The sequence below is a fragment of the Pseudomonas sp. R1-43-08 genome (assembly GCF_003852255.1).
Taxonomy (GTDB): Bacteria; Pseudomonadota; Gammaproteobacteria; order Pseudomonadales; family Pseudomonadaceae; genus Aquipseudomonas.
Genome location: NZ_CP027734.1, coordinates 441,078 through 462,483 on the forward strand (window position 1 = coordinate 441,078; position 21,406 = coordinate 462,483).

16 protein-coding genes and 1 pseudogene are annotated in these 21,406 nt (G+C 61.4%); all 17 read left to right on the plus strand.

The window, feature by feature from the left end; genetic code table 11:
• Positions 1 to 36 precede the first annotated feature (36 nt).
• The 17 genes and pseudogenes from hutC (at position 37) to C4J87_RS01940 (ending at position 21,284) form a co-directional block, all read left to right on the plus strand.
• Positions 37 to 816: a histidine utilization repressor gene (gene hutC, locus C4J87_RS01855; protein WP_177412738.1), complete on the plus strand. Its 780-nt coding sequence runs from the start codon at positions 37 to 39 to the stop codon at positions 814 to 816.
• On the plus strand, positions 813 to 1,373 hold the full coding sequence (locus C4J87_RS01860; protein ID WP_124365501.1) for a HutD family protein: 561 nt from the start codon (positions 813 to 815) through the stop codon (positions 1,371 to 1,373). The genes hutC and C4J87_RS01860 overlap by 4 nt, the downstream gene beginning before the upstream one ends.
• 383 nt (positions 1,374 to 1,756) lie before the next feature.
• Positions 1,757 to 3,460: a urocanate hydratase gene (gene hutU, locus C4J87_RS01865; protein ID WP_124365502.1), complete on the plus strand. Its 1,704-nt coding sequence runs from the start codon at positions 1,757 to 1,759 to the stop codon at positions 3,458 to 3,460.
• Positions 3,461 to 3,540: 80 nt separating this feature from the next.
• Positions 3,541 to 5,001 (plus strand): cytosine permease, encoded by a 1,461-nt coding sequence (locus tag C4J87_RS01870; RefSeq protein WP_124365503.1) that lies wholly within the window; start codon positions 3,541 to 3,543, stop codon positions 4,999 to 5,001.
• A 68-nt stretch (positions 5,002 to 5,069) separates the two neighbouring features.
• Positions 5,070 to 6,035, plus strand: coding sequence for an ABC transporter substrate-binding protein (locus C4J87_RS01875; RefSeq protein ID WP_124365504.1), 966 nt, complete (start codon positions 5,070 to 5,072; stop codon positions 6,033 to 6,035).
• Positions 6,036 to 6,106: 71 nt separating this feature from the next.
• Positions 6,107 to 6,958: a proline/glycine betaine ABC transporter permease gene (locus C4J87_RS01880; protein WP_124360879.1), complete on the plus strand. Its 852-nt coding sequence runs from the start codon at positions 6,107 to 6,109 to the stop codon at positions 6,956 to 6,958.
• Entirely contained in the window at positions 6,955 to 7,779 is an 825-nt protein-coding gene (locus C4J87_RS01885; protein WP_124360880.1) for a glycine betaine/L-proline ABC transporter ATP-binding protein, read from the plus strand. The genes C4J87_RS01880 and C4J87_RS01885 overlap by 4 nt, the downstream gene beginning before the upstream one ends.
• Before the next feature lie 132 nt (positions 7,780 to 7,911).
• Positions 7,912 to 9,420, plus strand: coding sequence for a histidine ammonia-lyase (gene hutH, locus C4J87_RS01890; protein ID WP_124365505.1), 1,509 nt, complete (start codon positions 7,912 to 7,914; stop codon positions 9,418 to 9,420).
• A 39-nt stretch (positions 9,421 to 9,459) separates the two neighbouring features.
• On the plus strand, positions 9,460 to 10,992 hold the full coding sequence (gene hutH, locus C4J87_RS01895) for a histidine ammonia-lyase (protein WP_124365506.1): 1,533 nt from the start codon (positions 9,460 to 9,462) through the stop codon (positions 10,990 to 10,992).
• A gap of 163 nt (positions 10,993 to 11,155) precedes the next feature.
• Positions 11,156 to 12,361, plus strand: a complete 1,206-nt coding sequence (gene hutI / locus C4J87_RS01905) for an imidazolonepropionase (protein WP_124365507.1) — start codon at positions 11,156 to 11,158, stop codon at positions 12,359 to 12,361.
• A gap of 11 nt (positions 12,362 to 12,372) precedes the next feature.
• Entirely contained in the window at positions 12,373 to 13,173 is an 801-nt protein-coding gene (gene hutG / locus C4J87_RS01910; protein ID WP_124365508.1) for an N-formylglutamate deformylase, read from the plus strand.
• Positions 13,174 to 13,294: 121 nt separating this feature from the next.
• Positions 13,295 to 14,266 (plus strand): prolyl aminopeptidase, encoded by a 972-nt coding sequence (gene pip, locus C4J87_RS01915; protein ID WP_124365509.1) that lies wholly within the window; start codon positions 13,295 to 13,297, stop codon positions 14,264 to 14,266.
• Positions 14,263 to 14,700 (plus strand): D-aminoacyl-tRNA deacylase, encoded by a 438-nt coding sequence (gene dtd / locus C4J87_RS01920; RefSeq protein ID WP_124360888.1) that lies wholly within the window; start codon positions 14,263 to 14,265, stop codon positions 14,698 to 14,700. The genes pip and dtd overlap by 4 nt, the downstream gene beginning before the upstream one ends.
• 267 nt (positions 14,701 to 14,967) lie before the next feature.
• Positions 14,968 to 16,719, plus strand: coding sequence for a glucan biosynthesis protein G (locus tag C4J87_RS01925; protein WP_124365510.1), 1,752 nt, complete (start codon positions 14,968 to 14,970; stop codon positions 16,717 to 16,719).
• Positions 16,712 to 19,284 (plus strand): annotated as a pseudogene (mdoH, locus tag C4J87_RS01930) (glucans biosynthesis glucosyltransferase MdoH); the annotation flags it as partial. The gene C4J87_RS01925 and the pseudogene mdoH, both read left to right, overlap by 8 nt.
• Positions 19,285 to 19,466: 182 nt before the next feature.
• Positions 19,467 to 20,276 (plus strand): transporter substrate-binding domain-containing protein, encoded by an 810-nt coding sequence (locus tag C4J87_RS01935; RefSeq protein ID WP_124365511.1) that lies wholly within the window; start codon positions 19,467 to 19,469, stop codon positions 20,274 to 20,276.
• Positions 20,277 to 20,486: 210 nt separating this feature from the next.
• Positions 20,487 to 21,284, plus strand: a complete 798-nt coding sequence (locus tag C4J87_RS01940) for a transporter substrate-binding domain-containing protein (protein WP_124360892.1) — start codon at positions 20,487 to 20,489, stop codon at positions 21,282 to 21,284.
• Positions 21,285 to 21,406 lie beyond the last annotated feature (122 nt).

Consider the following 21,406-nt stretch of genomic DNA (forward strand, 5'->3'; position numbering starts at 1 on the left):
ACAGACGTTTGCCTGCTCGGTAAACTCCGGCAATCTATGCATCTTTTCCCCCTGCAAGGATTCCCTGTGCCGACTCCGCCTGCCAAGTCTCCGCTGGCTGCCCACATGGACGAAAGTCCGGCGCCCTTGTATGCCCGCGTCAAACAGATGATCAGCCAGCAGATCCTCAACGGCAACTGGCCGCCCCATTACCGCGTGCCGTCGGAGAGCGAGCTGGTCAGCCAACTGGGCTTCAGCCGCATGACCATCAACCGCGCGTTGCGCGAGCTCACGGCCGAAGGTTTGCTGGTGCGCATGCAGGGCGTCGGTACGTTTGTCGCCGAGCCCAAGAGTCAGTCGGCGCTGTTTGAAGTGCACAACATTGCCGATGAGATCGCCTCCCGCGGCCATCGGCATACGTGCCAGGTCATCACCCTGGGCGAAGAAGCGGCCGGTTCGGAACGTGCCGTCGCGCTGGAAATGCGCGAAGGCGGGCGGGTGTTTCACTCGTTGATCGTGCATTTCGAAAACGACATTCCGGTGCAGATCGAAGACCGTTTCGTCAACGCCCTGGTTGCGCCGGAATACCTGCAACAGGATTTCACCCAGCAAACGCCCTACGCCTACCTCAACCAGGTCGCACCGCTGACGGAGGGCGAGCATGTGGTCGAAGCCATCCTCGCCGATGCTGCCGAGTGCAAGCTGTTGCAGATCGAGCCGAGCGAGCCCTGCCTGTTGATCCGCCGACGCACCTGGTCTGGCCGCCAGCCGGTGACGGCCGCGCGCTTGATTCACCCAGGTTCGCGGCACAGCCTTGAAGGACGCTTCAGTAAATGAGTTCAGTCAACGTCTGGCGCGCTGCCGACTACGTGCGCATGCCGTGGAAGAACGGCGGCGGCAGCACCGAAGAAATCACCCGTGATGCGGGCACCGGCCTCGATGGTTTCGGCTGGCGCCTGTCGATTGCCGACATCGCCGAGTCGGGTGGATTTTCCACCTTCGCTGGCTACCAGCGCGTGATCACCGTGATCAAAGGCGCGGGCATGGTGTTGACGGTGGACGGTGAGGAGCAGCGCGGTTTGTTACCGCTGCAACCGTTCGCGTTCAAGGGTGACAGTCAGGTGGCGTGCCGCTTGATCACCGGGCCGATCCGCGATTTCAACCTGATCTACTCGCCCCAGCGTTATCACGCGCGGTTGCAGTGGGTGGATGGCGTACAGCGGTTTTTCAGCTCGGCGCATACTGTGCTGGTGTTCAGCGTGGCGGATGAAGTGAAGGTGCTGGACCATGTGCTGGGTCATCACGATTGCCTGCAAGTGGACGGTAACACCGGCTTGCTGGATATTTCGGTCAGTGGCCGCTGCTGCCTGATCGAACTGACCCAGCGCGGTTAAAAATGTGGGAGGGGGCTTGCTCCCGATAGCGGTGGGTCAGTCAATATATCTTTGACTGACACACCGCTATCGGGAGCAAGCCCCCTCCCACATTTGTTTTGTGTTGCTCTTAGGATCTGTTTCCACAGCCCCGCACCAAATTGTTACTTAACGCCCCAGCACGGCGCAAAGCCACGTTGTCGTGACAAACCTCCCTCGCTGTGAGACTCCCTCGTAAGAAATTTCATCACGCCTCGAAGCCTTAATTTCCAAGGCTCCCACGCCCTTTCGAAAAAAATCCAAACCCTCGCTCTGAAAGTTGGCCGCTTGATTGCATATGCTTGTACATACAAGTAAAGATGTGTGCGTAAGACTCTGCTTCGCACCATCAATGTTCGCGCATCATGCCGAGGAGTCCAGCTGTGACCGATTTTTCGAAAGCAAGGCCTACAAAATACCGTGACGTCGAAATCCGCGCTGCCCGCGGTAACAAGCTCACCGCCAAAAGCTGGCTGACTGAAGCGCCGCTGCGCATGCTGATGAACAACCTCGACCCGCAAGTGGCCGAGAACCCCAAGGAGCTGGTGGTGTACGGCGGTATCGGGCGTGCCGCGCGCAACTGGGAGTGCTACGACCAGATTGTCGAGAGCCTTACGAATCTGAACGACGACGAAACCCTGCTGGTGCAATCCGGCAAGCCGGTCGGCGTGTTCAAGACCCACAGCAATGCCCCGCGCGTACTGATCGCCAACTCCAACCTGGTGCCGCACTGGGCCAGTTGGGAACACTTCAATGAACTGGATGCCAAGGGACTGGCCATGTACGGCCAGATGACTGCCGGCAGCTGGATCTACATCGGCAGCCAGGGCATCGTCCAGGGCACTTACGAAACCTTCGTCGAAGCCGGTCGCCAGCATTACGACAGCAACTTGAAAGGCCGTTGGGTCCTCACCGCCGGCCTCGGCGGCATGGGCGGTGCCCAACCTTTGGCCGCGACCCTGGCCGGCGCGTGCTCGCTGAACATCGAATGCCAGCAGGTCAGCATCGATTTCCGCTTGAACAGCCGCTATGTCGACGAGCAGGCCACCGACCTTGACGACGCCCTGGCGCGCATCGCCAAGTACACCCAGGAAGGCAAGGCGATCTCCATTGCTCTGCTGGGTAACGCGGCTGAAATTCTGCCGGAGCTGGTCAAGCGTGGCGTGCGCCCGGACATGGTCACCGACCAGACCAGCGCCCACGACCCGCTCAACGGCTACCTGCCGGCCGGCTGGACCTGGGACGAATACCGCGCCCGCGCCAAGACCGAGCCTGCCGCTGTGATCAAGGCCGCCAAACAGTCGATGGCGGTGCACGTCAGAGCCATGCTCGAGTTCCAGAAACAAGGCATTCCGACCTTCGACTACGGTAATAACATCCGTCAGATGGCCCACGAAGAAGGCGTGGAAAACGCTTTCGATTTCCCAGGCTTCGTACCGGCCTACATCCGCCCGCTGTTCTGCCGAGGTATCGGCCCGTTCCGCTGGGCTGCGCTGTCGGGCGACCCGCAAGACATTTACAAGACCGACGCCAAAGTCAAAGAACTGATCCCCGACGACGCCCACCTGCACAACTGGTTGGACATGGCCCGCGAGCGCATCAGCTTCCAGGGCTTGCCGGCGCGTATCTGCTGGGTCGGCCTGGGTCAGCGCGCCAAGCTCGGCCTGGCGTTCAACGAGATGGTGCGCAGCGGCGAGCTGTCCGCGCCTGTCGTAATCGGTCGTGATCACCTCGACTCCGGCTCAGTGGCCAGCCCCAACCGTGAAACCGAATCCATGCAGGACGGCTCCGACGCCGTGTCCGACTGGCCGCTGCTCAACGCCTTGCTCAACACTGCGAGCGGCGCGACCTGGGTGTCGTTGCACCACGGCGGCGGCGTCGGCATGGGCTTTTCCCAGCACTCGGGCATGGTGATCGTGTGTGACGGCACCGACGAAGCGGCCGAGCGCATTGCGCGGGTGCTGCATAACGATCCGGCTACCGGGGTGATGCGGCATGCGGATGCGGGTTACCAGATTGCTATCGATTGCGCCAAGGAACAGGGCCTCAACCTGCCGATGATCAAGTAACCATTGTGGGAGGGGGCAAGCCCCCTCCCACAGTTGATTGGTGTAGTACATAAAAACAATCCATCAGAGGTTGAACACCCATGGCTGCAAACGACACCACCCCGTTGATCGAAAGGCGTTCGATCGACTACATCCCGGAAGCGGAAAGACATGGTCGTCTATTGAGCCAGTTCACCCTGTGGCTGGGTGCCAACCTGCAGATCACGGCTATCGTCACCGGGGCCCTGGCCGTGGTGCTGGGCGGGGATGTGTTCTGGTCGTTGATCGGTCTGTTGATCGGCCAACTGCTGGGCGGCGGGGTGATGGCGTTGCATGCCGCACAAGGGCCCAAGCTCGGCCTGCCGCAGATGATTTCCAGCCGGGTGCAGTTCGGCGTGTATGGCGCGGCCATCCCGATCGTGCTGGTGTGCCTGATGTACCTGGGATTCACGGCAACCGGCACGGTGCTGTCCGGGCAGGCGCTGGGCCAGTTGTTCGGGGTCAGCGACAGCGTCGGTATCCTGATCTTCGCCAGTGTCATCGTGCTGGTTACGGTGCTGGGGTATCGGGTGATCCACTTCATCGGGCGCGTCGCCAGCGTCATTGGCGTGATCGCCTTCGTCTACCTGTTCAGCCGCTTGATGGGCCAGGCCGACATCGGCGCATTGCTGCAGATCCGCCATTTCAGCTGGAGCAGCTTCTTGCTCGCGGTTTCGCTGGCCGCGTCCTGGCAAATCGCGTTCGGGCCCTATGTGGCGGATTACTCACGTTACCTGCCGAGCAGCACCTCCTCGGTGAAAACCTTTCTGGCGGCTGGCGCAGGGTCGGTCATCGGCGCGCAGGTGGCGATGGTTCTCGGCGTGTTTGCCGCCGCCATGGCCAACGGGCAATTCGTCGGGCACGAAGTGGCTTACATCGTTGGCCTGAGCGGCAGCGGTGCAGCGGCGGCGTTGCTGTACTTCAGTATCGCGTTCGGCAAGGTCACGATTTCCACGCTGAACTCCTACGGCAGTTTCATGTGTATCGCGACCATCATCAGCGGCTTCCAGGGCCACCTGCGGGTATCGCGCCTGCAGCGCCTGCTGTTCGTGCTGGCGATTGTCGGCACGGCCACCCTGATCGCGCTGCTCGGCCAGCATTCGTTCCTTGGGGCGTTCAAGTCGTTCATCCTGTTCCTGCTGGCGTTCTTCACGCCCTGGAGCGCGATCAACCTGGTGGATTACTACTGCATCACCCGCGAGCGTTATGACGTGCCGGCGCTGGCTGACCCCAAAGGTCGCTATGGGCGTTGGAACCCCTTGGGCATCAGCGTTTATGTATTCGGTGTGCTGGTGCAGCTGCCGTTCATTTCCACCAAGTTCTATACCGGCCCGCTGGTAGAAACCCTGGGTGGGGTGGATATCTCCTGGATCATCGGCCTGGTGTTGCCGGCGGCCCTGTACTACCTGTGCGCGAAAAAATGGCACGGCACGATGCCTGATCAACTGATCCTGCCGATCGAGCAGGACAGCGTTGCACCCACGCAAACAAGCGGTATCGGTCGCGCTGCGGCGCAGGCCTGACGGGATGTGGACAAGGCAGGATGCCTTTTGACTGCCGTAATCCATTTCATGATTGGGAGCGTCACACAATGAAAATGCATAAGACCCTGCTGACCACGTTGTTTTCTGCGGGCTTGCTGGCAAGCGCCGGCGCCCAGGCGGCCGGCTGGTGCGAATCCGGCAAGCCGGTGAAGTTCGCCGGGCTGAACTGGGAAAGCGGCATGTTGCTCACCGACATCCTGCAAACCGTGCTGGAGAAAGGCTACGACTGCAAAACCGACAGCCTGCCGGGCAACTCCATCACCATGGAAAACGCCCTGAGCAGTAACGACATCCAAGTGTTTGCCGAAGAGTGGGTCGGCCGCAGCGAAGTCTGGAACAAGGCCGAGAAGGCCGGCAAAGTCGTTGGCGTCGGTGCGCCGGTGGTTGGCGCCATCGAAGGCTGGTACGTGCCGCGCTACGTGATCGAAGGCGACGCCAAGCGCAAGCTGGAAGCCAAGGCCCCGGACCTCAAGACCATTGCCGACCTGGCCAAGTACGCTGCGGTGTTCAAGGACCAGGAAGAACCATCCAAGGGACGCTTCTACAACTGCCCGGCCGGCTGGACCTGCGAGCTGGATAACAGTGAAATGCTCAAAAGCTACGGCCTGGAAAGCACCTACACCAACTTTCGCCCCGGCACTGGCCCGGCGCTGGATGCGGCGGTGCTGTCGAGCTACAAGCGCGGCGAGCCGATCCTGTTCTACTACTGGTCGCCGACGCCGCTGATGGGCCAGGTGGATCTGGTCAAGCTGGAAGAAAAACCGGGCGTGGATAAAAGCGTGAGCATCAAGGTCGGCCTGTCCAAGGCCTTCCACGAGCAAGCGCCGGAACTGGTGGCCGTGCTGGAAAAGGTCAACCTGCCCATCGACCTGCTGAACCAGAACCTGGGCCGCATGGCCAAGGAGCGGATCGAGTCGCCGAAACTGGCGAAAATTTTCCTCAAGGAACATCCTGAAGTCTGGCACGCCTGGGTGAGCGAAGACGCCGCCAAGAAAATCGACGCGGCCTTGTAGGTCAAGCGTGTCCGGCTACCCTCAGGGGCAGCCGGACGCCTGGCCTCAACCCACTGGATCGAGAGCACGCTATGTTTCCTGAGAGTTTTACGTTTTCCATTGCCGACTGGGTCAACGGTTGGGTGGATTCGCTGGTCACCAACTACGGCGACGTGTTCCGGCACATTTCCGACACCCTGCTATGGGCCATCGTCAATCTGGAAAGCCTGCTGCGCGCAGCGCCCTGGTGGCTGATGCTGGCCATCGTCGGCGTCATCGCCTGGCACGCCACGCGCAAGGTGGTGACCACGGCCGTGATTGTCGGTTTGTTGTTCCTCGTCGGCGCGGTCGGCCTGTGGGACAAACTGATGCAGACCCTGGCGCTGATGATGGTCGCCACGGTGATCTCGGTGCTGATCGGCATCCCCTTGGGCATTCTTTCCGCGCGCAGCAATCGCTTGCGTTCGGTATTGATGCCGTTGCTCGACATCATGCAAACCATGCCCAGCTTCGTGTACCTGATCCCGGTGCTGATGCTGTTTGGCCTGGGCAAGGTGCCGGCGATTTTCGCCACGGTCATATACGCCGCGCCGCCGCTGATCCGCCTCACAGACCTGGGTATCCGCCAGGTCGACGGCGAAGTCATGGAAGCCATCAACGCCTTCGGCGCCAACCGTTGGCAGCAGCTGTTCGGCGTGCAACTGCCGTTGGCGCTGCCCAGCATCATGGCGGGCATCAACCAGACCACCATGATGGCGTTGTCGATGGTGGTGATCGCCTCGATGATCGGCGCCCGTGGCTTGGGTGAAGACGTACTCGTCGGCATCCAGACCCTCAACGTCGGCCGAGGCCTCGAAGCCGGGCTGGCGATCGTGATTCTCGCCGTGGTCATCGACCGCATTACCCAGGCCTATGGTCGTCCACGGCATGAGGCGAGCAAATGACTACTGTCAGCAAAATCGAAGTCAAGAACGTCTTCAAGATCTTCGGCAACCGCTCCAAAGAAGCGCTGGCGCTGATTGGCCAGGGCAAGACCAAGGATCAGGTGCTGGCCGAGACCGGTTGCGTGGTGGGTGTGAACGACCTGTCCCTGAGCATCGGTACCGGTGAGATCTTTGTGATCATGGGCCTGTCGGGCTCCGGCAAATCCACCCTGGTGCGTCACTTCAATCGCCTGATCGACCCCACCAGCGGCGCGATCCTGGTCGACGGTGAAGACATTCTGCAACTGGACATGGAGGCCTTGCGCCAATTCCGTCGCCACAAGATCAGCATGGTGTTCCAGAGCTTCGGCTTGTTGCCCCACAAGAGCGTGCTCGACAATGTTGCCTATGGCTTGAAAGTGCGCGGCGAAACCAAGCAGGTGTGTGCCGAACGCGCCCTGCACTGGATCGAAACCGTGGGCCTCAAGGGCTATGAAAACAAATACCCGCACCAGCTCTCTGGCGGCATGCGTCAACGTGTCGGCCTGGCCCGCGCCCTGGCGGCTGACACCGACATCATCCTGATGGACGAGGCCTTCAGCGCCCTCGACCCGCTGATCCGCGCCGAGATGCAGGACCAGTTGCTCGAGCTGCAAAAGACCCTGCACAAGACCATCGTATTTATCACCCACGACCTCGACGAAGCGGTGCGCATCGGCAACCGCATTGCGATCCTCAAGGATGGCAAGCTGATTCAGGTCGGCACACCCAGGGAGATCCTGCATTCGCCGGCGGATGAATATGTGGACCGGTTCGTTCAGCGGCGGGCGGCGGTGGTCTGACTGATCGTTCCCACGCTCCGCGTGGGAATGCATCCCGTGACGCTCTGCGTCACTCCCTGACAGCGGGACGCGGAGCGTCCCAGGCGGCATTCCCACGCAGAGCGTGGGAACGATCAACTTAAGAGGCTGAAAATGTCCCAGGCAACAAAAATCACCCTCGCCGACGCCCCAATGCACTGGCAGGACGTCGTCGCCGTCGCCCGCCACGGCGCCGTGCTCGAACTCTCGGGCCACGCCTGGGCGCGTATCGACAATGCCCAGGCCATCGTGCAGCGCATCGTCGCCAGCGGCGAACGCGCCTATGGGGTGAACACCGGCCTGGGCGCGCTGTGCAATGTTTCGCTTGAGGGCGAGCAACTGAGCCAGCTGTCGCGCAACACCTTGCTCAGCCACGCCTGTGGTGTCGGTCCGGCGCTGAGCGACGAGCAGACCCGCGCGATCATCTGCGCCGCCATCATCAACTACTGTCACGGCAAATCCGGCCTGCACCCGCAAGTGGTGCATGCGCTGCTGGCGCTGCTCAACCATGGCATCACGCCGCAGGTGCCGTCCCAGGGTTCGGTCGGTTACCTGACCCACATGGCCCATGTCGGCGTGGCGCTGCTCGGGGTCGGCAACGTCAGCTATCGCGGCCAGGTGGTGACCGCGCAAGCAGCGTTGGCAGCCGAAGGTTTGCAGCCGGTGGTGCTCGGCGCCAAGGATGGGTTGTGCCTGGTCAACGGTACGCCGTGCATGACCGGCCTGAGCTGCCTGGCCCTGGCCGATGCGCATCACTTGCTGGAATGGGCCGACGTGATCGGCGCCATGAGCTTTGAAGCCCAGCGCGGCCAGATCGACGCGTTCGACGAAGCAATCATCGCCCTCAAGCCGCACCCTGGCATGCAGCACGTCGGCCGCCATCTGCGCGCCTTGCTCGACGGCAGTGAAGTGATCGCCAGCAGCCGGGGCATTCGTACCCAGGACGCCTTGAGCCTGCGCTCGATCCCGCAAATCCACGGCGCGGCGCGCGATCAGGTGGAGCACGCGACCCGCCAGATCGAGACCGAACTCAACAGCGCCACGGATAACCCGCTGCTGCTCGGCACGCCGGGCAACTACCGCGTGGTGTCCCAGGCCAATCCCCACGGGCAGTCCGTGGCGCTGGCCGCCGACATGCTCGCCATCGCCATGGCCGAAATCGGCTCGGTGGCCGAACGCCGCCTGGACCGCCTGATCAACCCGCACGTCAGCGGCCTGCCGGCATTCCTGGTGAGCAAACCGGGGGTCAACTCCGGAATGATGATCGTGCAGTACGTCGCCGCGTCCTTGTGCGGGCAAAACCGCCAGTTGGCGCAACCGGCGGTGCTCGACAACTTTGTCACCTCGGGCCTGCAGGAAGACCACTTGAGCATGGGCACCAACGCCGCGCTCAAACTGCATCAGCTACTGGCCAACGTTACCCAGATTCTGGCCATCGAATACCTGCTGGCGGCCCAGGCGTTCGAGTTCCTCAAGGACCAGCGCTTCGGCGCCGGCACCGACCGCGCCTGGCGCTTGCTGCGCGAAGTCGTACCGGCCTACGAAGAGGACCGCTGGCTGGCGCCGGACATCGCGGCGGCCGCCCACCTGCTCAAACACACCGCATTACCGAATGTGCACTGAACACCTATTCAAGAAGAACAATTCACAAGGAGAACGAATGTGACTGCGCTAAACCTGATTCCAGGCCAACTGAGCCTTGCCCAACTGCGGGCCATCTACCAGCAGCCGGTAACCCTCAGCCTGGATGACAGCGCCACGGCGCAGATCGACGCCAGTGTGGCCTGTGTGGAGCAGATTCTCGCCGAGAACCGCACCGCCTATGGCATCAACACCGGTTTCGGCCTGCTGGCCTCGACCCGCATCGCCAGTGAAGACCTGGAAAACCTCCAGCGTTCCCTGGTGCTGTCCCACGCCGCCGGCGTGGGTGAGCCGATCAGCGATGCGCTGGTGCGGCTGGTCATGGTGCTCAAGGTCAACAGCCTGAGCCGTGGGTTTTCCGGGATTCGTCGACAGGTGATCGACGCGCTGATCGCACTGATCAACGCCGAGGTTTACCCGCATATTCCGCTCAAGGGCTCGGTCGGTGCGTCCGGTGACCTGGCGCCGCTGGCCCATATGTCCCTGGTGCTGCTCGGCGAAGGCAAGGCGCGTTACCAGGGCGAGTGGCTTTCGGCCACCGACGCATTGAAAATCGCCGGCCTCACGCCGCTGACCCTGGCTGCCAAAGAGGGCCTGGCCCTGCTCAACGGCACTCAGGTGTCCACCGCCTACGCCTTGCGCGGCCTGTTCGAGGGCGAAGACCTGTTCGCCGGCGCGCTGGTCTGTGGCGGCCTGACCGTGGAAGCGGTGCTCGGCTCGCGCTCACCCTTCGACGCGCGCATTCATGCCGCGCGCGGCCAACGTGGGCAGATCGATTCGGCGGCGGCCTATCGTGACCTGCTCGGCGAAAGCAGCCAGGTGTCCCAGTCGCACCAGAACTGCGACAAGGTGCAAGACCCGTATTCCCTGCGTTGCCAGCCACAAGTGATGGGCGCCTGCCTGACCCAGTTCCGCCAGGCTGCCGACGTGTTGGTCGTTGAAGCCAACGCCGTGTCGGATAACCCGCTGGTGTTTGCCGCAGAAGGCGATGTGATTTCCGGTGGCAACTTCCACGCCGAGCCGGTGGCCATGGCCGCTGACAATATGGCCCTGGCCATCGCCGAAATCGGCTCCCTCAGTGAGCGCCGTACCTCGTTGATGATGGACAAGCACATGTCGCAATTGCCGCCGTTCCTGGTGGGCAATGGCGGGGTCAACTCCGGTTTCATGATCGCCCAGGTCACGGCTGCGGCCCTTGCCAGCGAAAACAAGGCGCTGGCCCATCCCCATAGCGTCGACAGCCTGCCGACGTCGGCCAACCAGGAAGACCACGTGTCCATGGCCCCGGCTGCGGGCAAGCGCCTGTGGGAAATGGCCGAAAACACCCGTGGCATTCTGGCTGTCGAGTGGCTGGCCGCCTGCCAGGGCCTGGATCTGCGCGACGGCTTGAAAACCTCGCCAGCACTGGAAAAAGCCCGTGGCCTGTTGCGTGACAAAGTGGCGTTCTATGACAAGGACCGTTTCTTCGCCCCGGACATCATCGCCGCCAGCGAACTGCTTGCCAGCCGCTGCCTGAATGAACTGGTGCCGGCCAAGTTGCTGCCGAGCCTGTAACCCACCGATCGTTCCCGCGCTCTGCGTGGGAATGCCGCCCTGGACGCTCTGCGTCCGCTTTTAGAGTGGTGACGCGGAGCGTCACAGGATGCATTCCCACGCAGAGCGTGGGAACGATCTTCTCCTCATAAGAATGTCTCATCGATAACTGAGGGAGGCGTTGATGAAAACCCTTTGGCAACACTGCCACATCGCGACCATGGCTCATGGCAAATACTCGATCATCGAGGACGCCGCCATGGTCACCGCACATTCGCTCATCGAGTGGATCGGCCCGCGCAGCCAAGTGCCGACGGCGGATTACGCCCAGGTCCATGACCTGCAAGGCGCGTGGGTCACCCCCGGGCTGATCGACTGCCACACCCACACGGTGTTTGGCGGTAACCGCAGCGGCGAATTCGAGCAACGCCTTCAGGGCGTGAGTTACGCGGACATCGCGGCCAAGGGCGGCGGCATCGCCAGCACCGTGCGCGCTACCCGTGCGGCGACGGAAGATGAGTTGTTCGTCAGCGCGGAAAAACGCCTGCGCAGTCTGTTGCGCGACGGCGTGACCACGGTGGAGATCAAGTCCGGCTACGGCCTGGACCTGGCCAACGAACGCAAGATGCTGCGTGTGGCGCGACGCCTTGGGCAAGCGCTGCCGGTGAGCGTGCGCGCCACCTGCCTGGCGGCCCACGCGTTGCCGCCGGAATACAAAGACCGCGCCGATGACTACATCGAGCACATCTGCAACGACATGCTGCCGGCCCTGGCGGCCGAAGGGCTGGTGGACGCGGTAGATGCCTTCTGTGAATACCTGGCGTTTTCCACCGAGCAGGTGGAACGTGTGTTCAAGGTGGCCCAGCAACTCGGCCTGCCGGTGAAATTGCACGCCGAGCAATTGTCTTCTCTGCACGGCTCCAGCCTGGCAGCGCGCTATCAGGCGTTGTCGGCGGATCACCTGGAATTCATGACCGAAGAGGATGCCATCGCCATGGCTGCTGCCGGCACGGTCGCCGTGTTGTTGCCGGGCGCGTTCTACTTCCTGCGTGAAACCCAGTTGCCGCCCATGGATGCTTTGCGCAAGCACGGCGTGAAGATTGCCATTGCCAGCGACCTCAACCCCGGCACCTCACCGGCACTGTCGGTGCGCCTGATGCTGAACATGGCCTGCACCCTGTTCCGCATGACCCCGGAAGAAGCCCTGGCCGGCGCCACACAGCATGCGGCCACCGCGCTGGGCATGGGCGATACCCATGGTTCCCTGGAAGTGGGCAAGGTCGCGGATTTTGTCGCCTGGCAGATCGATCGCCCCGCCGACCTGGCCTATTGGCTGGGTGGCGAACTGGATAAACGCGTCGTACGCCATGGCGTCGACGTCACTGTGTAAGGAGTCGCGTTGTGGATAAAGTTCTGACCTTCAAACAAGGCAACACGCCGCTGCTGATCAGCATGCCTCACGCGGGCCTACGCCTGACGCCTGCAGTGGAAGCCGGGCTGATCCCCGAAGCGCAAAGCCTGCCGGACACCGACTGGCACATCCCCACGCTGTATGACTTTGCCGATGAACTGGGCGCCAGCACCTTGTCGGCCGAGTATTCGCGGTTCGTCATCGACTTGAATCGGCCGTCCGATAACAAGCCGCTCTACGCGGGCGCTACCACCGGCCTGTTCCCGGAGACGCTGTTCGATGGCGTGCCGTTGTTCCGCGACGGACAGACACCCTCCGAGACCGAGCGCGCTACCTATCTGCAAAAAATCTGGGGCCCGTATCACCGCACGCTGCAAGAGGAACTCGCCCGCCTAAAGGCCGAGTTCGGCTACGCGCTGCTGTTCGACGCGCATTCGATCCGCTCGGTGATCCCGCACCTGTTCGACGGCAAATTGCCGGACTTCAACCTCGGCACCTTCAACGGCGCCGCATGCGATGCGCAACTGGCCCGCCAGCTCGAAGCCATCTGCGCCAATCACCCGCAATACACCCATGTGCTGAACGGGCGCTTCAAGGGTGGCCATATCACCCGGCACTACGGCGACCCGGCGCAGGATATTCATGCGGTGCAGTTGGAGTTGTGCCAGAGCACCTATATGGAGGAGGTCGAGCCGTTCCGCTATCGCCCCGACCTGGCCGAGCCGACCCAGGTGGTGCTGAAACAATTGCTGCAAGCATTGCTGGCATGGGGGCAAACCCGCTATCGATAATGGCTGACACCGGTACAAGCGCTCAAGGGCATGCTCATTGCACAATTCGGGTTTATGATGCCAGACGGCAAAAATAATAGACGTCCCCCAGGGATGAACCCGACACCCTACGGAGCGCGCAATGCAGACTTGGTACCCGCAGATCAAACCCTATGCCCGGCACGATCTGGCAGTCGATGATGTTCACACCCTGTACGTCGATGAAAGCGGCTCCCCCGAAGGGCTGCCCGTGGTTTTCATCCATGGCGGCCCAGGCTCCGGTTGTGATGCGCAGAGCCGCTGCTACTTCGATCCGAACCTGTACCGCATCGTCACCTTCGACCAGCGCGGCTGCGGGCGCTCCACGCCCCGCGCCAGTCTGGAAAACAACACCACCTGGGATCTGGTCGCCGACCTTGAGCGCATCCGCGAGCACCTGGGCATCGACAAATGGGTGCTGTTCGGTGGCTCCTGGGGTTCGACGCTGGCCCTGGCCTACGCGCAAACCCATCCCGAGCGCGCGCATGGCCTGATCGTGCGCGGCATTTTCCTCGCACGTCCACAGGACATCGAATGGTTCTACCAGGCCGGTGCGAGCCGCCTGTTCCCGGACTACTGGCAGGACTACCTCGCGCCGATTCCTGTCGATGAACGTCACGACATGATCGCGGCCTACCACAAGCGCCTGACCGGCAACGACCAGATCGCCCAGATGCATGCAGCCAAGGCCTGGTCCGGTTGGGAAGGGCGCATGCTTGGCCTGTGCCCGAGCCCGCAGCATGTCGAGCGCTTCTCCGAGCCGCAGCGTGCCTTGTCCATTGCCCGGATCGAATGCCATTACTTCACCAACAACTCGTTCCTGGAGCCCAACCAGCTGATTCGCGACATGCACAAGATCGCCCATCTGCCTGGCGTCATCATCCATGGCCGCTACGATATGATCTGTACGCTGGATAACGCCTGGGAGCTGCATCAGGCCTGGCCGAACAGCGAACTGCAGGTGATCCGCGAAGCGGGCCATGCGGCGTCCGAGCCTGGGATTACCGATGCGCTGGTACGCGCAACCGGCGAAATGGCACGACGCCTGCTTGATTTACCGCCTGAAGAAGCATGAAGGGCCTGTTGCAACGGGTGCGAGGCGCCCGGGTCGAGGTTGCCGGCGAAGTCGTCGGGGCGATTGAGCAGGGTTTGCTGGTGCTGGTGGCCGTCGAACCTTCAGATACCCCCGAGAGCGCCGATAAACTGCTGCATAAGCTGCTTAACTATCGGGTGTTCAGCGACGACGAGGGCAAGATGAACCTGTCGTTGAAGGACATCGGCGGCGGTTTGCTGCTGGTGTCGCAGTTCACGCTGGCGGCGGACACCAAAAGCGGGCTGCGGCCAAGCTTCTCCACAGCGGCCCCGCCGGCCCTGGGAGCGGCGCTGTTTGATCACTTGTTGTTACAAGCGCAACAATTGCATGGCAAGGTGGCGTCAGGGCGTTTTGGCGCGGATATGCAGGTGCATCTGGTCAATGATGGCCCTGTGACCTTCCTCTTACAGACCTGAATGTATGAAAAGCGACGTTAATGCCTAAAAACGCAGGGTTTCGCTACAAATACTTCGTTGTCCCTGATGCGTTGTCTCGCGGGCTACTAGATAATCGCGCGCTACGGGGATCAGCGTTGTTTGGTCCATTTTTGACTTAGGTAGAGACTTGTCCGACAAACCAGTGGGGAATCATTTTGCCCCTGAGGAGTCGGAACAATGCTCGCCAACCTGGCATATAGATAGCTGGCCGTTGGTTTTTTGATCTGTTTTCGGCGAGGGTTGCTCGTGATTGTTAGTCCCTGTAATGCACCAAAATTGTCTGCCAAACGGTTACGAAACGCACTGGTGACGGGCTCTGCCCTGTTTTGCCTGTTCGGCGCGGGTCAACTGTGGGCATTCAGTCTGGACGATGTGTCGGCCAAGGCAAAAGAACTGGCTGGGCAGAAATACGAAGCTCCGCGCAGCAATCTGCCGAACGAATTCCGCGAAATGAAATTCGCTGACTACCAGAAGATTCGTTTCCGCAACGAAAAAGCCGAGTGGGCCGATCAGAACACCCCGTTCAAGCTGTCCTTCTATCACCAGGGTATGCACTTCGATACACCGGTGAAAATCAATGAAGTCACCGCTGACAGCGTCCAGGAAATCAAATACGACCCCAATCGTTTCGATTTCGGCGACGTAAAGTTTGATCCAAAAGCCACCGAACAGTTGGGTTATGCCGGCTTCCGTGTGCTGTTCCCGATCAACAAGGCTGACAAGCAAGACGAAATCATGACCATGCTTGGCGCCAGCTATTTCCGCGTCGTCGGCAAGGATCAGGTGTATGGCCTGTCGGCCCGTGGCATGGCGATCGACACCGCGCTGCCGTCCGGCGAAGAATTCCCGCGTTTCACCGAATTCTGGATCGAGCGTCCGAAGCCGGGCGACAAGCACCTGGTGATCTTCGCCCTGCTGGATTCCCCACGTGCGACGGGCGCCTACCGCCTGATTCTGCGTCCGGGCACCGACACCGTGGTCGACGTCAAATCCCAGATGTACCTGCGCGACAAGGTCAGCAAGCTGGGCGTGGCCCCGTTGACCTCGATGTTCCTGTTCGGCGCCAACCAGCCGTCCAAGGTCCTCAACTACCGTCGCGAGCTGCATGATTCCAGCGGCCTGTCGATCCATGCCGGCAATGGCGAGTGGATCTGGCGCCCGTTGAACAACCCTAAACACCTGTCGGTCAGCAACTTCAGCGTCGAAAACCCGCGTGGGTTCGGCCTGCTGCAACGTGGCCGCAACTTCAGCCACTACGAAGACCTGGACGACAACTACGACAAGCGCCCGAGCGCCTGGATCGAACCTGAAGGCGACTGGGGCAAAGGCACCGTCGACCTGGTAGAAATTCCGACTGCTGACGAAACCAACGACAATATCGTTGCCTTCTGGAGCCCGGCCGAACTGCCGGAAGTCGGCAAGCCGCTGGACGTGTCGTACCGCCTGCATTGGACGCTGGACGATGCTGCCTTCCATTCGCCTGACAGTGCCTGGGTCAAACAGACCTTGCGTTCCACCGGTGACGTGAAGCAATCCAACCTGATCCGTCAGCCGGACGGCAGCGTGGCTTACCTGGTCGACTTCGAAGGCCCGGCCCTGAAGAAACTGCTGCCGGACGCCCCGGTGCGCAGCCAGGTGAGTGTTGGCGACAACGCCGAGCTGGTTGAAAACAGCGTGCGCTACAACGAGCACACCAAAGGCTGGCGCCTGACCCTGCGCATGAAAATCAAGGACGCGAGCAAGCCGACTGAAATGCGCGCCGCGCTGGTGCAGGAGATCGCACAGGCCGAGCCAGAACAGGTGTCGACCCACGTGCTCAAGGCTGACAAGGTCTTGGCCAAGCAACATGAGAAACAGGCCAAGAAAGACGCCAAAGAGGCGAAGGACAAGGACGCCAAGCAGCCAGAAGCTGCCCCGGCGCCTGTCACGCCGGAGCCGGCCAAGACCGAACAAGTCCTGACCGAAACCTGGAGCTACCAGTTGCCCGCCGATGAGTAATTCACAAGTCAAGCCAGAGACTCTGACCGAGTACCTGGCGCATCTGCCCATGACCGCTGAGCAGCGTGCCGAACTGGCGGGCTGCAGCTCCTTCAGCGAATTGCACGAACGCCTGTCGTCCGCAACCTTCGACGCACCTACCGACGCCGCCCAAGCGTCGGTGGGCCGCAGGCTGACCCTCAGCACGGCCGAAGAGCTGCAGGACGCCGAGATGCTGGCGCTCGACGCCAGCGGTCGCGTCTGCCTGAAGGCCACGCCGCCGATCCGTCGAACCAAAGTCGTGCCCGAGCCTTGGCGCACCAATATCCTGGTACGCGGCTGGCGCCGGATGACGGGTCGTACCAACCCGCCCAAGCCGCCGAAAGACGAGCGGGTCCTGCCGGCTGCGCGCTGGCGTACCGTGGGTTCGATCCGGCGCTATATCCTGTTGGTGCTGATGCTTGGTCAGACCATCGTGGCCGGCTGGTACATGAAAGGCATCATGCCGTACCAGGGCTGGTCGCTGGTGGACTTCGACGAAATCCGCAACCAGACCCTTCTGCAAACCGCTACCCAGGTTCTGCCTTACGCACTGCAGACCAGTATCCTGATCATGTTCGGGATTCTGTTCTGCTGGGTCTCGGCCGGTTTCTGGACCGCGTTGATGGGCTTCCTCGAACTGCTGACCGGCCACGATAAGTACCGTATCTCCGGTAAAAGTGCTGGTAATGAGCCGATTCCGAAGGATGCCCGCACCGCGTTGGTCATGCCGATCTGTAACGAAGACGTGCCTCGGGTATTCGCCGGTTTGCGCGCGACGTTCGAATCGGTGGCGGCTACCGGCGATCTGGACCGCTTCGACTTCTTCGTGCTCAGCGACAGTAACGACGCCGATATCTGCATTGCCGAACAGCAAGCCTGGCTCGACGTGTGCCGCGAAGCCGGTGGTTTCGGCAAGATTTTCTATCGCCGCCGTCGCCGTCGCGTCAAGCGCAAGAGCGGTAACCTCGACGACTTCTGCCGTCGCTGGGGCGGGGACTACAAGTACATGGTGGTGCTCGACGCCGACAGCGTGATGAGCGGCGAATGCCTGACCAGCCTGGTACGCCTGATGGAAGCCACGCCGGATGCCGGGATTATCCAGACCGCGCCGCGTGCGTCGGGCATGGACACCCTGTATGCGCGCATGCAGCAGTTCGCCACCCGCGTCTACGGCCCGCTGTTCACCGCCGGCCTGCACTTCTGGCAGCTGGGTGAATCCCATTACTGGGGCCACAACGCAATCATCCGCATGAAGCCGTTCATCGAGCACTGCGCCCTGGCGCCGTTGCCGGGCAAAGGCGCGTTCGCCGGTGCGATTCTCTCCCACGACTTTGTCGAAGCCGCGCTGATGCGCCGTGCCGGCTGGGGCGTGTGGATTGCCTACGACCTGCCGGGCAGCTACGAAGAACTGCCGCCGAACCTGCTCGACGAACTCAAGCGTGACCGTCGCTGGTGCCACGGTAACTTGATGAACTTCCGCCTGTTCCTGGTCAAAGGCATGCACCCGGTGCACCGTGCGGTGTTCCTGACTGGCGTGATGTCCTACCTGTCGGCGCCGTTGTGGTTCTTCTTCCTGGTGCTGTCCACCGCGTTGCTGGCGGTGAACACCCTGATGGAGCCGCAGTACTTCATGGCGCCACGCCAGTTGTACCCGCTGTGGCCACAATGGCATCCGGACAAGGCGGTGGCGTTGTTCTCCACCACCATCGTGCTGCTGTTCCTGCCTAAATTGCTCAGCATCATCCTGATCTGGGCCAAGGGCGCGAAAGAGTTCGGCGGCAAGTTCAAGGTGACCCTGTCGATGCTGCTGGAGATGCTGTTCTCCATGCTGCTGGCGCCGGTGCGCATGATCTTCCACACCCGTTTCGTACTGGCCGCGTTCCTCGGCTGGGCTGCGACCTGGAACTCGCCGCAACGCGACGACGACTCCACGCCTTGGAGCGAAGCGGTCAAGCGCCACGGTCCGCAGACTGTGCTGGGCTTCTTGTGGGCACTGCTGGTGGTGTGGCTGAACCCGAGCTTCTTGTGGTGGCTGATCCCCATCGTCGGTTCGCTGATGCTGTCGATCCCGGTGTCGGTGATTTCCAGTCGGGTCAAGCTGGGCCTCAAGTCTCGCGACGAGAGCCTGTTCCTGATCCCCGAGGAATACAATCCACCGCAGGCGTTGCTGTCGACCGAGAAGTACACCCACGAAAACCGTTGGCACGCGCTTAACGACGGGTTCGTACGTTCGGTGGTCGACCCACAGCAGAACGCCCTGGCCTGCGCCCTGGCGACTTCACGTCACCGCGAGGCGGAGCCGATCGAGTACCTGCGTGGGGAGCGTGTTCGCCACGCGTTGAAAGTCGGCCCGGCCGGCCTCAACAACGGCGAACGCCTGGCCTTGCTCAGCGATCCGGTGGCCCTGGCTCGCTTGCATGAACAGGTATGGAGCGAAGGCCATGCCGAGTGGCTGGACGCTTGGCGTGCTTCGATCAAGGCTGACCCGCACGCACCATTGCTACCCCTGCAACCGCAGTCGTCCCAGGCTCTACCGGCCTGATTCAGACGCCCCCGAGGGCTCACCTCGGGGGTGTTCCAAGCGCTTGTCCTACAGCGTTTACCGCCCCTTCCTTTGTTTGCTAACCCCTTGTTATTTCGAAACAAAAAACCTTCGTTCGAAGCGTTTTGCCGTGCCTGTGGCTGGGGTAGCATCGCCCCCAATTTGACTCGCCACGGGGGCACACATGTTCAAAAGGTATGGTTCGGCACTGCTGATGGGTGTTGTCGCATTGATTCACACAGGCTTGCTCAACGCCGGGGCAATTGACGACGCCGTTCGCCGTGGAGTGCTGAAAGTCGGCACCACGCCGACTTACGTACCGTTCGAAATGACGGACAGGCAGGGGCGCATCGTCGGCTTCGAGATCGATTTGCTCCACGCCATGAGTCGCGCGCTGGGGGTTGAACTCGAACTGGTCACGGTGCCCTATACGGAGTTGCTGTCGGGGCTGACCACGAAGAAGTTCGACTTGATCGGCAGCGGTATGACGGTCACCCAGGAGCGCAACCTCAAGCTCAATTTCAGTGATTCTTTTATCGTGGTGGGCCAGACCGTCCTGCTGCATCCGCGCCTGGCCGGCACGGTGTCGAGCATCGAAGACCTGGACGAGGCGAGCTATCGGATCGCGGTCACCGAAGGCACCACCGGCGAGGCGGCGGCGCAGCGCTTCCTGGGGGCGGCCCGGCTGATGAGTTTCGTAACGCCGGAGGAGGGTGTGCGCGAGGTGGTGGAGGGCAGGGCCGACGCTTTTATTTATGATGCGCCCTACAACCTGATCGCGATGGCCCGGCCCGAGAACAGCGCATTACTGACGCTGGAGCAGCCGTTTACCTTTGAGCCTCTGGCGTTCGGTCTGAAAAAAGGTGATTACGACAGCCTCAACTGGATCAATCATTTTCTCAACCAAGTGGCCCAGGACGGGACCTACGATCAATTGCATGATAAGTGGTTCAAGGACACTGCCTGGATCGCGGAAATTGACTTGTCGTCATAACTGCTTACACATCAACCCATTAGTGAACCCAGGCGCTGACCGGTCTAGGCCTGCGGTCATGCGCGGCGCCATAGGGTTCCTCTTACACACGCCGATAACATTTAGCCGTGAAACCTTTGTGACGGGCAACGAGTGGGTTAGGATCGCACCCCGAAATGGCGCAGCCCTTTTGTGCGCCCACTTTATAAGAACCGTTCAGGGGACTTGATGATGAAAAAGTATCTTTCGATGCTGATGCTCGGCGTCACCGCGCTGGTGGCGGCCACTGCGGCCCAGGCCGGCGCCATCGATGATGCGGTCAAGCGCGGCACGCTGAAAGTCGGCATGGACCCGACCTACATGCCGTTCGAAATGACCGACAAACGCGGTGACATCATCGGTTTCGAAGTGGACATCCTCAAGGCCCTCGCCAAGTCCATGGGCGTCAAGCTGGAACTGGTGTCTACCGGTTACGACGGTATCATCCCGGCCTTCCTGACCGGCAAGTTCGACATGATCGGCAGCGGCATGACCCTGACCCAGGAACGCAATCTGCGCCTGAACTTCAGCGAACCGTTCATCGTGGTCGGCCAGACCCTGCTGATTCGCAAGGACCTGGAAGGCACCATCAAGTCCTACAAAGACCTGAATGACGAAAAGTACCGCCTGACCTCCAAGCTTGGCACCACCGGTGAAATGGTTGCCAAAAAACTGATTGCCAAAGCCAAGTACCACGGCTACGACAACGAGCAGGAAGGCGTGCTCGACGTGGTCAATGGCAAGGCTGACGCGTTTGTCTACGACGCACCGTACAACGTGGTGGCCGAGAAGAAAGTCGGCAATGGCAAGCTGGTGTTCCTTGACGAACCCTTCACCTTCGAACCCCTGGCGTTCGGCCTGAAGAAAGGCGACTACGACAGCGTCAACTTCATCAACAACTTCCTGCACCAGATCAAGCACGACGGCACCTACGATCGCATCCATGACAAGTGGTTCAAGAGCTCCGAGTGGCTCAAGGACATGGAATAAGGCTGATTGATCGTTCCCACGCTCCGCGTGGGAATGCAGCCCGTAACGCTCCGCGTCACAAAGCAGATGCAGAGCGTCCATTGAGGCGTTCCCACGCGGAGCGTGGGAACGAGCTCTAATCC